This window comes from Dyadobacter sp. LHD-138 (genome assembly GCF_030929615.1).
Taxonomy (GTDB): Bacteria; Bacteroidota; Bacteroidia; order Cytophagales; family Spirosomataceae; genus Dyadobacter.
The window spans coordinates 84,694-99,053 of record NZ_JAVFVU010000003.1 but is presented as its reverse complement, the minus strand read 5'-3'; the positions used below and the strand labels follow the sequence as shown (position 1 = coordinate 99,053).

General features: G+C 45.3%; 15 protein-coding genes. 12 read left to right on the top strand and 3 right to left on the bottom strand.

The window, feature by feature from the left end:
• Positions 1-15: 15 nt before the first annotated feature.
• From RB622_RS01990 to RB622_RS01980, 3 genes are all read left to right on the top strand, one after another.
• Positions 16-1,593: a SusD/RagB family nutrient-binding outer membrane lipoprotein gene (locus RB622_RS01990; protein WP_308044813.1), complete on the top strand. Its 1,578-nt coding sequence runs from the start codon at positions 16-18 to the stop codon at positions 1,591-1,593.
• A 112-nt stretch (positions 1,594-1,705) separates the two neighbouring features.
• Entirely contained in the window at positions 1,706-3,007 is a 1,302-nt protein-coding gene (locus RB622_RS01985) for a sugar MFS transporter (protein WP_308044812.1), read from the top strand.
• A 116-nt stretch (positions 3,008-3,123) separates the two neighbouring features.
• Positions 3,124-3,969, top strand: a complete 846-nt coding sequence (locus tag RB622_RS01980; RefSeq protein ID WP_308044811.1) for a DUF1080 domain-containing protein — start codon at positions 3,124-3,126, stop codon at positions 3,967-3,969.
• A 49-nt stretch (positions 3,970-4,018) separates the two neighbouring features.
• On the opposite strand, the gene RB622_RS01975 is transcribed toward RB622_RS01980, so the two are convergent.
• Together RB622_RS01975 and RB622_RS01970 are read right to left on the bottom strand one after the other, a co-directional pair.
• Positions 4,019-4,513 (bottom strand): cupin domain-containing protein, encoded by a 495-nt coding sequence (locus RB622_RS01975; protein ID WP_308044810.1) that lies wholly within the window; start codon positions 4,511-4,513, stop codon positions 4,019-4,021.
• Positions 4,514-4,533: 20 nt separating this feature from the next.
• Positions 4,534-5,439: a helix-turn-helix transcriptional regulator gene (locus RB622_RS01970; RefSeq protein ID WP_308044809.1), complete on the bottom strand. Its 906-nt coding sequence runs from the start codon at positions 5,437-5,439 to the stop codon at positions 4,534-4,536.
• Between the two features lie 159 nt (positions 5,440-5,598).
• On the opposite strand from RB622_RS01970, the gene RB622_RS01965 reads away from it, so the two are divergent.
• The 9 genes from RB622_RS01965 (at position 5,599) to RB622_RS01925 (ending at position 13,493) form a co-directional block, all read left to right on the top strand.
• Positions 5,599-6,453, top strand: a complete 855-nt coding sequence (locus RB622_RS01965) for an aldo/keto reductase (RefSeq protein WP_409021411.1) — start codon at positions 5,599-5,601, stop codon at positions 6,451-6,453.
• Between the two features lie 87 nt (positions 6,454-6,540).
• Complete coding sequence (locus tag RB622_RS01960) at positions 6,541-6,966, top strand: nuclear transport factor 2 family protein (RefSeq protein ID WP_308044980.1); 426 nt, start codon at positions 6,541-6,543, stop codon at positions 6,964-6,966.
• Between the two features lie 26 nt (positions 6,967-6,992).
• Positions 6,993-7,484: a nuclear transport factor 2 family protein gene (locus tag RB622_RS01955; protein WP_308044807.1), complete on the top strand. Its 492-nt coding sequence runs from the start codon at positions 6,993-6,995 to the stop codon at positions 7,482-7,484.
• Positions 7,485-7,634: 150 nt separating this feature from the next.
• Positions 7,635-8,228 (top strand): flavodoxin, encoded by a 594-nt coding sequence (locus RB622_RS01950; RefSeq protein WP_308044806.1) that lies wholly within the window; start codon positions 7,635-7,637, stop codon positions 8,226-8,228.
• Between the two features lie 59 nt (positions 8,229-8,287).
• The gene (locus RB622_RS01945) at positions 8,288-9,265 is read left to right on the top strand and encodes an alpha/beta fold hydrolase (protein WP_308044805.1); all 978 of its coding nucleotides are present in this window, start codon (positions 8,288-8,290) and stop codon (positions 9,263-9,265) included.
• Positions 9,266-9,447: 182 nt separating this feature from the next.
• On the top strand, positions 9,448-10,146 hold the full coding sequence (locus RB622_RS01940; RefSeq protein ID WP_308044804.1) for a carboxymuconolactone decarboxylase family protein: 699 nt from the start codon (positions 9,448-9,450) through the stop codon (positions 10,144-10,146).
• Between the two features lie 16 nt (positions 10,147-10,162).
• On the top strand, positions 10,163-10,639 hold the full coding sequence (locus RB622_RS01935) for a 2Fe-2S iron-sulfur cluster-binding protein (protein WP_308044803.1): 477 nt from the start codon (positions 10,163-10,165) through the stop codon (positions 10,637-10,639).
• A gap of 25 nt (positions 10,640-10,664) precedes the next feature.
• On the top strand, positions 10,665-11,309 hold the full coding sequence (locus RB622_RS01930; RefSeq protein WP_308044802.1) for a hypothetical protein: 645 nt from the start codon (positions 10,665-10,667) through the stop codon (positions 11,307-11,309).
• A 27-nt stretch (positions 11,310-11,336) separates the two neighbouring features.
• Complete coding sequence (locus tag RB622_RS01925; RefSeq protein WP_308044801.1) at positions 11,337-13,493, top strand: molybdopterin cofactor-binding domain-containing protein; 2,157 nt, start codon at positions 11,337-11,339, stop codon at positions 13,491-13,493.
• Positions 13,494-13,562: 69 nt separating this feature from the next.
• Here RB622_RS01925 and RB622_RS01920 read toward each other — a convergent pair whose 3' ends face one another.
• Positions 13,563-13,919 carry a DUF2200 domain-containing protein gene (locus RB622_RS01920; RefSeq protein WP_308044800.1) on the bottom strand — a complete coding sequence of 119 codons (357 nt, stop codon included), beginning with the start codon at positions 13,917-13,919 and terminating at the stop codon, positions 13,563-13,565.
• Positions 13,920-14,360 lie beyond the last annotated feature (441 nt).

The following is a 14,360-nucleotide window of genomic DNA, read 5'->3' as shown; positions in this document are numbered from 1 at the left end:
AAATATTGAAATATCATGAAACGACATATAAATCAGAAATTAAGAAGAATTTTAAGCGTTGGTTCGATTGGGCTGGTTGGTTTTTTCGGCGCTGCCTGTACAGACGACTACGACGCCATGAACAAAAGTAAAACGTCTCTCGTCGTATTGACTCCGGCAGAATATCCGAAATTGTTTTCCCAGGCATTGTCGCAGGGTTCGTACCATCCTTCCTACCAGACTGCTACCAATCTTTTTGCGGATCTGTACGCGCAGTATTTTGCAACGAGTACGCCCAACTTTCAGTCAGACAGGTATTTTACCAACATGTCCTGGATCAATTCGCACTGGAACCCTATTTATATTCAGGTTGTGCCACAATTGAGAACATTGTTTGAAAACTACGATGCAAAGACTGCGGAACATTCGGTGGCTAGTATCTGGTGGGTATTTTCCTTTCACCGGGTTACCGATTATTATGGTCCGATACCTTATTTTGACGCCGGTATACCTGCCCAAAGCGTAAAGTACGATGCTCAGGATGCGATTTATGACGATTTTTTCAAAAGACTGGACGCTGCCGTAGCGGTATTGAAAACCAAAACGGGTGAAAAACCTTTCGGGTCTGCGGATATTATGTACGCAGGAGATGTGAACAAATGGATCAAATTTGCGAACACTTTACGCCTGCGTCTTGCTTTACGTATTTCAAAAGTGGACCCTGCCCGTGCCAAGACCGAGGCGGAAGCCGCAGTGGCAGCGGGTGTACTGACGACGGCCAGTGAAGATGCCATGATGGTGCGGACGGCTGTGAGCAGTGCGGATGCCAACGGACTTTCCCGGATCGCAGCATGGGGTGAATTCCGCATGAGTGCTACAATGGAGTCCATTCTGAAGGGATATAAGGATCCGCGTATGGAACAATTTTTCCAACCGGCGTTCAAAACTAAAACATACGAAGGTATGCGTAACGGCCTGAGTCCTGGCCAGCTGATCGAAGAATTGAACACCAACGACAACAATTCCAATATCGGTGCGAGATGGATCCGTAATACGGGTACCGGCTCGGGATGGGAAAACCTGCTGGCCGTAAAAGCCGACATCATGCACGCCGCAGAGGCTTATTTTCTCAAAGCGGAAGGCGCGCTTAATGGCTGGAACATGGGCGGTGACGCAAAGGGTTTTTATGAAGAGGGCATTCGCCAATCCATGGCAACCTGGGGTTATAGCGGTGCCGTAGTGGAAACTTATGTCAATGGCACGACGCCTCCGATCGCACCCGGCGATTCACAAAACTCTCCCGCTGTTAGCAATATTCCTGTAAAATGGGGCGCAACAGTAGCCGAGCAGCGGGAACAGATCGGTACGCAAAAATGGCTGGCATTATATCCCGATGGCTCTGAGGCATGGGCTGAGTTCAGAAGATCCCTTTTTCCGAAGTTATACCATGTTGTAAACTCAGTGAATCCTGATGTACCCAATACCGGATTTATCAGAAGATTTCCTTTTATCGATTCAGAAAAAGCGAACAACAAAGCCGCGGTAACCGAAGCTGTGAAGCTGCTCAAAGGAGAAGACAAGGCCAGTACGCCGCTATGGTGGGATAAAAATTAAGTTTTCGACGTAAAATGTAAAGTATCCCGGCGCAATGCAGTATTGCGGCCGGGATATTCGCTGTTTTATTGCTTTTAATGTATAAAGACTGCTAAACTAATCCTTTACGAAAATGGCCAAAGCAAAATCTTACATTTATCCCCTTGTTATCATTGCGATCCTGTTTTTTGTTTTTGGCTTTATTACCTGGGTCAACGGTATCCTGATCCCGTATTTTCAGATCTGTTTGGAACTTACCAATTTTCAATCCCTGCTGGTAGCGTTCGCTTCATACATTGCATACTTTTTCATGGCGATACCTTCGGCCTGGATACTGAAATATACCGGTTATAAAAAAGGGATGGTTATTGGTTTGCTGATCATGGCGCTTGGAACTGCCATGTTCATTCCTGCGGCCTTTTCCCGGACTTATGTATTTTTTCTCGGTGGTTTGTTCGTTACCGGTACCGGACTTGCACTTTTGCAGACAGCTGCTAATCCTTATGTGGCCATTATCGGTCCTGTTGAGAGTACGGCCCAGCGGATTGGCTTTATGGGTATTGCAAATAAAACCGCAGGAATATTAAGTCAGCGCATCCTGGGCGCTATCTTTTTATTAAATGCGGATTCAATCGTCGCCAGTATTTCTACGGCCAGTGCGGCTGAAAGGGCCGCGATCCTCGATGATTATGTTTTAAAAGTAGTCGATCCCTATCTCGTCATTACGGCGATCCTTGCGCTTCTGGCAGTGATGGTGTTTTTATCCAAACTGCCCGAGGTGGAGGAGAGCGACGATGAGCCATCCGAATTTGAAACGCAAGAAGCTGGCAAAACATCGGTATTTCAATATCCTTATCTTGTACTTGGCGTAGTCGCGCTGTTTATGGCCGGGGGCTGTGAGGTAATCCCGATAGACGGGATCATTTTGTATAGCCGGTCGCTGGGTATTCCTTTGCAGGAAGCCAGACATTTTGCGGAGTATACTTTATATGCCATGCTGGTCGGTTATGTAGCCAGTACGGTGTTGATTCCCAAATGGTTTTCTCAACAAGCTGCCCTTAAATATTGTGCGATTGCAGGTCTTGTATTGGTCACTGCTGCTTATTTTACCTCGGGTATGATCTCTATTTACTGTCTGATCTGTACCGGTTTCGGTGCAGCGTTACTATGGGGGACGATCTGGGGACTGGCTATCCGCAATCTCAAAAAGTTTACTAAAATCGGCTCAGCTTTGCTGTTGATGTCGGTTATCGGAGGCGGGATATTTCCGTTGTTATTCGGAAGTCTGATAGACTGGGCCCCTGCAGCGCCACAAACTTCACTGCTCGTGTTGATTCCCTGTTATCTGTTTTTGTATTATTATTCGGTATGGGGCTTCAAAAAACGGACGTGGAAGAATCAGGTCGTGGGTGAAGCAGCTGAGGTTCTTCACTAGAAACAGTCACGCAAAATGGATACACGAAAGCGTAACCGAAAAGTCCTGATACACGGCGATAAGTGAAAAATAACAAACCGGAAATTTCCTGAATCCATTATGCAAATCATTCTTCTATGAAAAACAATGGTCATGTTTTTTGTTTCCTGATTCCGTTTTTTTTAATAATATCTCAAAAAAATTATGCGCAGACTGCGGCTGAAACGTTGCGTATCAATAAGCTGGTCAGGCAGCGGACGGTATCACTGTTTAACGGCAGGAATCTCGCCGGCTGGTATACATTTCTGCAAAAGCAAGGCCGTGATAAAGATCCTGATCAGGTTTTTAAGGTAGAAAGAAAGCAGATTCATATTTCGGGTTACGAATACGGTTGCATCACAACAGACAAGGAATATGAAGATTATGATCTGGAAGTAGAATTTAAATGGGGTTCCAAAACCCATGAGCCGAGAATTAACGCCGCCCGCGATAATGGTGTGCTTATCCATTCGCAGGGAAAGGACGGCGCTTTTTCCGGGAACTGGATGTATTCGATTGAGTGTCAGATTATCGAAGGTGGTACCGGTGATTTTCTGGTGGTAGGAGATGGCAGCGATAAGTTTTCCATCACCTGTCCGGTCGCACCCCAAAATCAAGGAGGGGCTTATTTCTATAAACCTGATGGGGATACCGTTACGATCCATAAGGGACGAATAAACTGGTTTGCGCGGGATCCCGGGTGGAAAGACGTGAAGGGTTTCAGAGGTGCAAAGGATATAGAAAAACCAGTTGGAAAGTGGAACAAGATCAGAGTGATTGCGATGGATGATGACGTTTATTTTTATCTTAATGGTGTGTTGGTAAATCGGGCGATGCGGGTAAGACCATCCGTCGGGCGAATTCAGATCCAGTCCGAAGGTGCGGAAATGTTTGTGCGAAAAGTGGAACTAACGCCACTTCTGGCTGTTCCGCAACCACAATAACCCTTTTACAAGATCTCATCCCAGCTTTACGTGAGATAATTTACTTTCGTCATTGCTTACTATTATATTCTTCATCGGTTACGGGTTGTAACCAGGTAACGCGCCCTGCTGCTGCATTGGGTGTTACGGCGATCTGGGTAAACCCGACCTGGGGTGAGGCGCCATGCCAGTGAGGCGTATTAGGAGGACATTTAACAGAATCTCCTTTCCGCAGTATCCGAACAGGTTTGCCTTTCTCCTGATAATAGCCAATGCCATCAATAGCGATCAGCGCCTGGCCACCGCCATGCGTATGCCAATGCGACCTTGCACCTGGCTCAAAGGTTACGTTCGCAACCGGAATATTAAATGCACTGTCCGCCTCAATCAGCGGATACACCCAGGCAGTGCCTGTAAAATTACTTTCCGGGGCTTTCCGTCCTTTGGGGAAAATGGATTGCTGGCTTTGGGAAGCCACTGATTTATCCTGGGCATTGGCGAGAAAACTGGTAAAAATCAGAGCAGCCATTAGCTGTAATCTGAATAAGTTTATCGGGTTTTTCATAAGTGTTAACAGGTGGTTTTTTAATTCAAATCTTTAAACATCCGGTATTCGTTAGGTGACTGACCCACCCGTTGTTTAAATACCCTGCTGAAATGCTGTGGATATTTAAAACCCAATTCGAAGGCTATTTCATTGATCGTTTTGTTGCCATCAAATATTCTCTCTTTGGCAGCCTCAATCACTTTGCTTTGGATATACTCCTGAGCGGATTGGCCAGTTTCCTTTTTTATCAGGTCGCCAAAATATTTAGCCGACAAATTTAGTTCTCCTGCGCAGTATGCTACCGATGGCAAGCCAATTGTCTGGGGTTTATCTGAAGTGAAATAGCCGCTTAAAAGTGACTCAAATCGTGTTAAAACGCCTTTATGTACTGTGTCGCGGGTGATAAACTGACGATCGTAGAAACGTACGCAGTAATCCAAAAACAATTCAATGTTGGAAACGATCAGTCTTTTGCTGTGTTTGTCGATCGCGTGTTCGAGTTCATACTTGATTTTTTCCAGGCAATCCATTACAATCTGGGTTTCGCGTTTGGATAAATGCAGCGCTTCATTTACCTGATAGCTAAAAAACGAATACTCATTCATTTTCGAATTCAGGGAAGTGCCAAGCAGTAAATCCGGATGAAAGACCAGCGCATGACCTTTGGGTTGATAGAGCTCTCCGTCATTTTCCACGGTGAACACTTGTCCGGGAGCCATGAAAACAAGCGTGCCTTCCTGGTAGTCATAATATTCCTTGCCATACCGAAGATCGCCGCATAGGGTTTCCTTTAGAAAAACGCCATAGCATCCCATATACTGGCTGGTTTTTCGTCTGGGACTCGCTGTTGACAAATCGATAACGGTTACCAGTGGGTGCAAAGTCTCCTGCTGGTTGAATGCATTGTATTGACTTACCGAGTCAAACCGAATCAAGTCTTCCATAATCTGTGTAGTTTAAGTGATGCTAAATTACGGTTTGCGTATTACATTTTGTAATCAGCCTATCCAAATCAGGAATATTGGTAGGTAAAACAGGAATTGGTATACAAAATGTACTCCCACAAGTAAGGACCTTTGCATGGTCAACAAAATAAAGACATGATGGAGACTGTAAAATTGAATAATGGCGTTGAAATGCCGATCTTGGGTTTCGGGGTATTCCAGGTTGCTGATCTTAGGGAATGTGAGAAAAGCGTACGCGATGCAATTGATACAGGTTACCGTTTGATTGATACGGCCGCCTCCTATGGGAACGAAGAAGCCGTCGGTGCCGCTATTAAAAAAAGTGGTGTCCCTCGAAGAGACCTTTTCATAACGACCAAGCTCTGGATACAGACCAATGGATATCAGGATGCAAAAAAAGCCTTCGAAGTATCACTAAGAAAATTACAACTGGATTACCTGGATCTCTATTTGATTCACCAACCTTTTGGCGACGTGTACGGTGCGTGGAGGGCCATGCAGGAGTTGTATAAAGAGGGCAAAATCAGAGCTATCGGTGTCAGCAATTTTCAACCCGACAGACTTATGGATTTGATTGTTCATAACGAAATCATCCCGGCTGTCAATCAAATTGAAACGCATCCTTTTTACCAGCAGGTGGAAATACAAAAGTTCCTGATTGAAAAAAATGTGCAGATCGAATCGTGGGGACCTTTTGCAGAAGGTAAAAACGGCCTGTTTCAAAATGGGCTTTTGGCATCTATAGGCAACAAATACAACAAAACGATAGCACAGGTAGTTGTCCGCTGGCTTACACAAAGAGGGGTCGTTGCCATTCCTAAAACCATTCGAAAAGAAAGGATGCTGGAGAATCTGGATGTCTTCGATTTTCACCTGAGTGATCAGGATATGGAAGCTATTAAGGCGTTGGATACAAATTCCAGTGCTTTTTTTAACCACCGGGATCCAGCCATGGTAAGATGGCTTAGTGAAAGGAAGTTAGATGATAAATGAACTTGTAAACACTTAATCTAAAAATCTATGCAAACCCAAACATTTGTAAAATCATTTCTGAAAGCATCAATTCTTGGATTGTGCTTTATGTTTTTCCGTGCCGAATCTTCCCAGGCACAAAGTGCTATCAATGTGGAGCAACAAATTATTACGCTTTCCAAAGACAAATGGCAGTGGATGGCCGATAAGAATGTGGACAAACTGGCTCAGCTCTTTGATGATAAGGCGAAATTTGTCCATATGAGTGGAACCTGGAAAAAGGACGAAGAGCTCGATATCATCAAAACCGGGAGCATTTGGTACAAAAAAGCGGATGTACACGATGTTGCCGTAGAACTTTTTGACGATACGGCCATCATCTGGAGTCGTATTACGCTGGCAGCTATGGTGCGGGGCAATGAGGCAAATACGGAGTTTACCGTGACTGAAGTCTATAAAAAACAAGGGAAGGAATGGAAAATGTTAGCCCTGACATTTAGCAGCGTACGGGATACCCATGTTATTAAACATTAGATAGTTAAATAAATAAAATACGCATTATGAAAGTATTCATCAATCGTCAATGGCTGGTTACCGGTTTCAATGCTTCCATTTGCGGACTAGGCCTTTTACTAATCAGTTTGGAAGGGAGCTGGGCACAAACACAAAATGATAGCATTTCTGGAAATTCTCAACAGCAGGTTGTTACGCTCTCCAAAGATAAATGGCGCTGGATGGCCGACAAGAATGTAGACTCGCTGGCCGCGCTTTTTGAAGAAAAATCGGTCTTTGTGCACATGGGCGGTTCCTGGGGAAAGCAGCAGGAAGTCAACATTATTAAATCCGGCGGTATCCATTACAAGAAAGCGGATATCCATAAGGTGTCGGTGAATATCATTGGAACGACGGCTGTACTGTTAAATAGAATAACGCTGTTAGCAGTCGTTGGCGGCAGAGAAGTTACCAATGAGTTCGAAGTCACCGAAGTGTATATTCAGCAAAATGGAACATGGAAATTAGGATCTCTGTCTTTCACGAAGGTAGGAGGTTAAGAATCCATTCCTTTGTAAGCGAATTGCAGAAAATTAGATAGCTTAATCAATGAGCAGGCATTGATTAAGCATCCGCTATGAAGAAAAAGAGCTCGTTTGCAAAATTTACGCCAGCTTCCTCAGATGTTGAATTGCCCAAAAATGATAAATATGAAAAGGATAGTTTTTTTGTTAACAACCGTTTTGTGTGTCATTTGGGTTAAGTCAAATGCACAATTGATTGCTCCTGAAAAAGTATTGGTTGTGTATCTGTCACGAACAAATAACACGAAGGCGGTGGCAGAAATGATACAAAAGAATGTGGGAGGAACATTGGTCGCTTTGGAACTCGAAAAGCCTTATCCCCAAAACTATCAGGAAACCGTTGCACAGGTAAGTAGTGAAAACGAAACGGGCTATTTGCCGCCTTTAAAAACAAAGATAGAGGCTATTGAAAAGTACGATGTTGTTTTTGTTGGTTTTCCTACCTGGGGCATGAAATTGCCACCGCCTGTGAAAACCTTTTTTAAACAGTATGATCTCAGCGGCAAAACCATCATCCCTTTTAACACCAATGGTGGTTATGGTATTGGAAGTAGTTTCCAGACTGTAAAGGAGCTCTGCCTCAAGAGTAAAGTTTTGGAAGGTTTTACGGTCCGGGGAGGATCTGAAAGAGACGGGCAACTGCTGATGATTAAAACGGATAAAGCAAAGCAGACAGAGGCCGATGTGAAGAAGTGGCTGTTAAAACTTAAGATAATTTAAGACGATCTGAAATTTTGCTCGTCGCTTATAGCAAAATTTTCAAAGTGAACACATGGCTTATGCGTAAAGTAAAAAGAGTAAACCGAAATCTGTTACAGATTTTGTTATCCATAACCGGATCTGTTTTCATTAGTGCCTGTGCTTCTATCAAAGGAGGTAAAAGCATTGATGATTTAGTCATTCAGCAGCAAGGCAGCTTTGCTGTGGGCGGGAATGTTATCACAAATCCGGGGACCTTTGATCCAATTAAACATGGGGCATATAATCCAACAAACCCGGTCTCAGAAGGTCAGACACTGCACGGGGATCATGCCTATGTTTTTTATCAGATACCCAAAAATGCCCGGAAACTTCCACTCGTATTTTGGCATGGCCACGGGCAATCTGCAACAACCTGGGAAACCACGCCCGATGGACGTGAGGGATACCAGAATATTTTCCTTCGCCGAGGCTTCCCGGTGTATTTGGTTGACCAGCCAAGGCGTGGCTGGGCAGCAAAAAGTACAAAAGCCATAAGTATCGCAGCTGCTGCCGATGAACAGCTTTGGTTTGGTATTTTTCGTCTTGGGGCCTATCCCGACTTTTATCCCGGTGTGCAGTTTTCCGAAAAACCGCAGGCGCTGGAACAGTTCTACCGTCAGGCAGTACTCAACACAGGCCCTTATGATCCGCAGCTGAATATCAATGCATTTGCTTCTTTGTTTGACAAGATCGGATCAGGTATTCTGCTCACCCATTCGCAAAGCGGTGGTCCGGGGTGGCGTACTGCGATGAAAAATGATAAGGTTAAAGCTGTTATTTCCTTTGAACCAGGCGCTGACTTTGTTTTTCCGCAAGGCGAGGCACCTGACAGCATTAAGCTTTCGGGCCGTACGATCATACCGGTAAGCGTTCCCATGACTGAATTTATGAAGCTTACGAAAATTCCGATTTTGATCTATTACGCAGACAATATACCCGAAAGCCCGTCGACCAGGACAGGAGCAGTGGCGTGTTTTTCTTTCCGTGGCCAGGCAGTTCAGGGATGTGGTAAATAAGCACGGGGGAGATGTCACGCTGGTATATTTGCCAGAAATCGGAATAAAAGGAAATACGCACTTTCCAATGTCGGATTTAAACAACCTGGAAATTGCGGATCATCTTTCGGCATTTCTTAAAAGCAAGCGCCTGGACTGAATCAACTCACGAATCATTTTTTTATGAAACTAAAACGATATTTATGATCATTTCAGCGTTTGTTTCTTACGAAGTGAACGCTGACAGCAAAAATTTTGAAACGAATAGTCTGGATGCGAAGCAGCAAAGTATCGTAGCCATTGCTGCATTTACAGCCAAGGGAGATTTACCCGGTTTGAAGCAGGCACTGAGCGTAGGCCTTAAAGCTGGTCTTACCATCAACGAGATCAAAGAAGAGCTCGTCCACCTGTCTGCCTACTGTGGTTTTCCCAGAAGCCTGAATGGAATTAACACATTTAATGCCGTCCTGAACGAGCGAAAATCGAAAGGTATTGCAGATACGGAAGGGCCGAAGCCATCAAAAGTAGCAGACACGAACAAATATCAAACCGGGAAAAAGGTTTTGGAATCACTGACAGGAAGGCCTGAAACAGGTCCCAAAACCGGGTATGCAGCTTTTGTTCCCGCGATTGACACGCTTTTAAAAGAACATCTTTTTAACGATATTTTCACCCGGGGCGTCCTTGATCACAAGCAGCGGGAGCTTACTACGGTATCGGCGCTGGTCTTGTTAGGCGGTGTGGAATCTCAACTGGGCGGGCACCTAGGGATTTGCCTGCATCTGGGATTTACGGAGCAAGCGCTCCGGCAAGTGCTTTCAATCATTGAAATCAATATAGGGAAAAAGGAAGCAGATGCAGGCAGGCAAGTTTTAGAGCGAATTAAGAGTGCAAGGAAATAATTAAACTAAACGCACCATGGCGAAAATTATTTTAAACATCAACAGCAAGAAGTATCCACTTGAGGCTGATCCTCAGATGCCGCTTTTGTGGGCGATCAGGGATCTGGCAGGATTGAAGGGCACGAAGTACGGCTGCGGCGTGGCCCAGTGCGGCGCTTGTGTCGTGCACCTGGATGGAGAAGCCGTGCGTTCGTGCGTCACCAAAGTCAGCCGTGCAGTGGGGAAAAAAGTGGTGACGATTGAAGGTTTGTCGGAAACCAATTCTCACCCGGTGCAAAAGGCCTGGCAGGATATCGATGTGCCGCAATGTGGATATTGTCATTCGGGACAGATCATGTCCGCGGCTGTTTTGCTGCGTGAAAAACCAGATCCGACCGATCAGGATATTGATGACGCGATGGCAGGAAATATTTGCCGGTGCGGTACATATCTGCGCATTCGCAAGGCGATACACATGGCTGCCGAAGTGCAGAAAAAAGCCGTCAAGGGTTAACTCCGATCACCTCAATTTGACAATTATGAAGCGAGATAGGAAAACTGGAAAGCGTAAGCTTTTTTCAGTACAGGCTGCCACGGTGCTGGCTATGCTATTATTTATCGTCGCCGTAGGTGCATCCGCTTTCAGGAAAGACGATGCCCCGGTGAAAGAAATCAGGTTGGGTGTCATGAACCGTGACAGCATTGAATCGGTAAAAGCATTTGAAACGGTTTATAAGGTCTTGATGAGTCCGAGATGTATGAATTGTCATCCGGCTGGAGATATACCGCTGCAAGGCGATGACAGCCATTTGCATACCATGGGACCGAAGCGGGGTAAAGACGGTAAGGGCGTGTATGCGATGAAATGTTTAAATTGTCACCAGGAAACCAATACGCCGGGACTGCATACACCGCCGGGAAACTCGCACTGGCATTTACCTCCGGCCGCTATGAAGATGGTATTTCAGGGGAAGAGTGCCCATGAGCTTGCCAAACAACTGGTTGACAAGAAAAAGAACGGTAATAAAGATATCAGGAAATTGATAACACATGCCGATGATGGGCTGGTGCTGGGAGCGTGGAATCCGGGAGAAGGAAGGACACTGCCACCGGTAAGTCACGCGGAGTTTAAAAAAGCATGGCTGACCTGGATACAAAAAGGTGCGTACGCGCCGAAGCTATGATCTCATTCAACAGAAACTGAATCCAATATGGAGAACCAGACATTATCCAGAAGGAATTTCCTTAAATCGTCCGCCGTGACCGGTACTGTATTTTCGCTGGGCTTTTACTGGCCAAACGACGCCAAATCGGCGAAGATAATCCAGGCAACCGAAGCGGATAACTTCGGGGTTGAGATGAATTCCTGGGTACACATTGATACATCAGGGAAGGTCACGATTTTTGACCACCGTGCAGAGATGGGACAAGGTTCGTATCAGGCCGTTCCGCAAATTGTTGCTGAAGAGCTGGAAGTAAATCTTAGTGAAATCAATGTCGTTTTTGCACCTGGTGACAGCAAGAAATATGGTAACCAGGTAACAGGCGGAAGCTCAACAGTACGCGGTTCGTATAAGAACTTGCTAAAACTCAGCGCTACCGCGCGCGAAATGCTGATCCAGGCTGCTGCGACGCAATGGGGCGTACCCAAAATGGAATGTTATGCCGAAGGTGGCCACGTCATGCACAAACCTTCCGGAAAGCGGAAGCACTATGGAGAACTTGTCGAAGCCGCATCGAAACTGGTAGCTCCCAAAGATGTGGTGCTCAAAAAACGTTCAGACTACAAGCTGATCGGTAAGCCGCTCCGGCGACTGGATACGCCACTGAAAACCAATGGTACTGCGGTTTTCGGATTGGACAAACATATTCCGGGTATGCTGTATGCAGCGGTTGAAAGAAATCCCAGATTAAGAGGTAAGGTGAAAAGTTTTGATGACACTGGGGCCAGAAAAATCGTTGGTGTGAAAAATGTTTTCAAAGTAAAAATGGGCGTTTTCAATACCTACCGGGAAGGTGTAGCCGTAGTGGCAGATTCTACCTGGGCGGCTATTCAGGGGAAAAAAGCTTTGAAAGTGGAATGGGACGACTCGGGATTTGAACATTTAGATACCGAAGAAATTTACAAACGTCAGGCAGAAGCATTGCAAACGCAGGAGGGATTGCTGTTCAAAACGCAGGGTGAACCTTCTGAAATTATTGCAAAAGCGGCAAAAAAGATAGATGTTATCTATGAAACGCCTTATCAGTATCACGCCGCGATGGAACCGCTCAACTGCATTGCTCATTATCAGGACGATAAACTGGAAATCTGGGGGCCTATCCAGGCTCCGGAATGGGTTCAGGATTATATCAGCAAAGAAATGTCGATTCCCCGGGAAAAGGTGATTGTGAATATGACCTTTCTGGGTGGTGGCTTTGGTCGTAAAGCATTCATGGATTATCCGCATGAGGCTGCCGTGATTTCAAAGGAAATAAAAGCGCCGGTACAGGTGGTTTGGACCCGGGAGGACGATGCCACGCAGGGACCATTTCGTCCGGGTATTACCTACCGGTGTGAAGGCGTGATCAGCAATGGTGAGATCGATGCGTTTAAAGTCAGGATGGCCGGGCAAAATAATGATCACTGGCGTGGCGGTAAAAAAGACGTCGCCAACCGCAGTACCTCGGAAGGATTTCTGAAACCCTATATGGATTCGATAAAAAACCTAGCGATCATGGATGTGCCGTTCGAAACGCCCATCCCGACCATGTGGTGGCGCTCTGTTTATGCGTCCACAAATGGGTTTGCCTATGAAAGTTTTCTGGATGAACTGGCATTGGAAGCCGGAAAAGATCCATTGGACTTTAGGCGTGCGTATTTAAAAGAAGAGCGTTTGCAAAAGCTGATCGATAAGATTCAGGAAGTATCAGGCTGGAAAGACCGGAAGAAAGGCGATGGTTACGGCGTAGCGATCACCGAATGTTTTGCCAGCACCGTGGCACAGGTCGTAAAAGTTTCCAGGGCTCCGGCAGGCGGTGTAAAAATAGACAAGGTCTGGGCGGTAATGGATTGCGGTTGGTACGTAAATCCGGATACGATCAAAGCGCAGATCGAAGGCTCTGTTGTGATGGCGCTGGGTGCAGCAACGATTCATCAGGTCAAATTCAAAGATGGTATGGCAGTCGACAATAATTTTAGCACCTACCAAATGCCGCGCATTACCGATATTCCTCCAATTGAAATATACATTATGGATAATGATGCGGACGCTGGTGGCGTGGGAGAGCCGGGACTTCCGCCTTTCGCACCCGCGTTGACAAATGCGGTTTTTGATTTGACCGGCAAGCGTATCCGTACGTTGCCATTCAGCTTACAGGCTGTCTAATAAACTTTGCTTTGGCCCGAATTTTTGATTCTGGCCAAAGTATTTTTGTTCCCTGTTTCGTTTGTGCACTTACTTCCTTAAAATTTTCTCCATTGCCTTACCTTTGGCCAGTTCATCAACCAACTTATCTAAATAACGAACTTGCTGGATTAGTTTGTCTTCAATTTCCTCCACACGATAACCGCAAATTACACCCGTGATTTTTGAAACATTCGGATTTATTTGCGGTGCTTGGGCGAAAAAATTTTCAAAATCCGTTTTGTTGTCAATGTGCAGTTGCAGGGTTTTTTGATCATATCCTGTCAGCCAGCATATGATTTCATCCACCTCATCTTTTGTCCTTCCCTTTTTCTCCGCTTTTTGAATGTAATGCGGATAAACGCCGGCAAAAGACATTTTATATACTCTCGTATTATTCGTATTCATTTTTGTTGCTCTTGATTTTCAAAATTAACCGTTTTTCTTGAACATCAATATATCATCCAGTGGAAACAGATAAGGACAAATCCGGATCCATCTGATCAAGTCTAAGTCGTTCAAACAGCGATTCAAGAAAAGCGAAGGAGCGCTCAGAGCTCGGCTGACATGTCAATCCAAGAAATGATATTTTAACCGCTACTGATAGCCGACGTATAAACGGTCTTACAATATAATTCGTGACAACGTCTATTACTGCTTAGCAATCTTAAAGGTATATTTCCGCATCCCTGCATGCACATGCACAACATACGCTCCCGGCTTTGACAAAATGAGCAGGTATGCAAAAGTGAAAGAGGGAAGGTGGAATTTCACAACCAATGGCCAGGTTCGATCGTTTCAGAAGAAAACCGACACTGTTTAAGCTGTGGTGGACCGCCATCCTCTTTC

What these genes read in the sequence shown, in the direction of transcription:
- RB622_RS01990 (WP_308044813.1), top strand. Translation starts at nt 16, where the DNA reads ATGAAACGACATATAAATCAGAAATTAAGAAGAATTTTAAGCGTTGGT.
- RB622_RS01985 (WP_308044812.1), top strand. Translation starts at nt 1,706, where the DNA reads ATGGCCAAAGCAAAATCTTACATTTATCCCCTTGTTATCATTGCGATC.
- RB622_RS01980 (WP_308044811.1), top strand. Translation starts at nt 3,124, where the DNA reads ATGAAAAACAATGGTCATGTTTTTTGTTTCCTGATTCCGTTTTTTTTA.
- RB622_RS01975 (WP_308044810.1), bottom strand. Translation starts at nt 4,513, where the DNA reads ATGAAAAACCCGATAAACTTATTCAGATTACAGCTAATGGCTGCTCTG.
- RB622_RS01970 (WP_308044809.1), bottom strand. Translation starts at nt 5,439, where the DNA reads ATGGAAGACTTGATTCGGTTTGACTCGGTAAGTCAATACAATGCATTC.
- RB622_RS01965 (WP_409021411.1), top strand. Translation starts at nt 5,599, where the DNA reads ATGGAGACTGTAAAATTGAATAATGGCGTTGAAATGCCGATCTTGGGT.
- RB622_RS01960 (WP_308044980.1), top strand. Translation starts at nt 6,541, where the DNA reads ATGTTTTTCCGTGCCGAATCTTCCCAGGCACAAAGTGCTATCAATGTG.
- RB622_RS01955 (WP_308044807.1), top strand. Translation starts at nt 6,993, where the DNA reads ATGAAAGTATTCATCAATCGTCAATGGCTGGTTACCGGTTTCAATGCT.
- RB622_RS01950 (WP_308044806.1), top strand. Translation starts at nt 7,635, where the DNA reads ATGAAAAGGATAGTTTTTTTGTTAACAACCGTTTTGTGTGTCATTTGG.
- RB622_RS01945 (WP_308044805.1), top strand. Translation starts at nt 8,288, where the DNA reads ATGCGTAAAGTAAAAAGAGTAAACCGAAATCTGTTACAGATTTTGTTA.
- RB622_RS01940 (WP_308044804.1), top strand. Translation starts at nt 9,448, where the DNA reads ATGATCATTTCAGCGTTTGTTTCTTACGAAGTGAACGCTGACAGCAAA.
- RB622_RS01935 (WP_308044803.1), top strand. Translation starts at nt 10,163, where the DNA reads ATGGCGAAAATTATTTTAAACATCAACAGCAAGAAGTATCCACTTGAG.
- RB622_RS01930 (WP_308044802.1), top strand. Translation starts at nt 10,665, where the DNA reads ATGAAGCGAGATAGGAAAACTGGAAAGCGTAAGCTTTTTTCAGTACAG.
- RB622_RS01925 (WP_308044801.1), top strand. Translation starts at nt 11,337, where the DNA reads ATGGAGAACCAGACATTATCCAGAAGGAATTTCCTTAAATCGTCCGCC.
- RB622_RS01920 (WP_308044800.1), bottom strand. Translation starts at nt 13,919, where the DNA reads ATGAATACGAATAATACGAGAGTATATAAAATGTCTTTTGCCGGCGTT.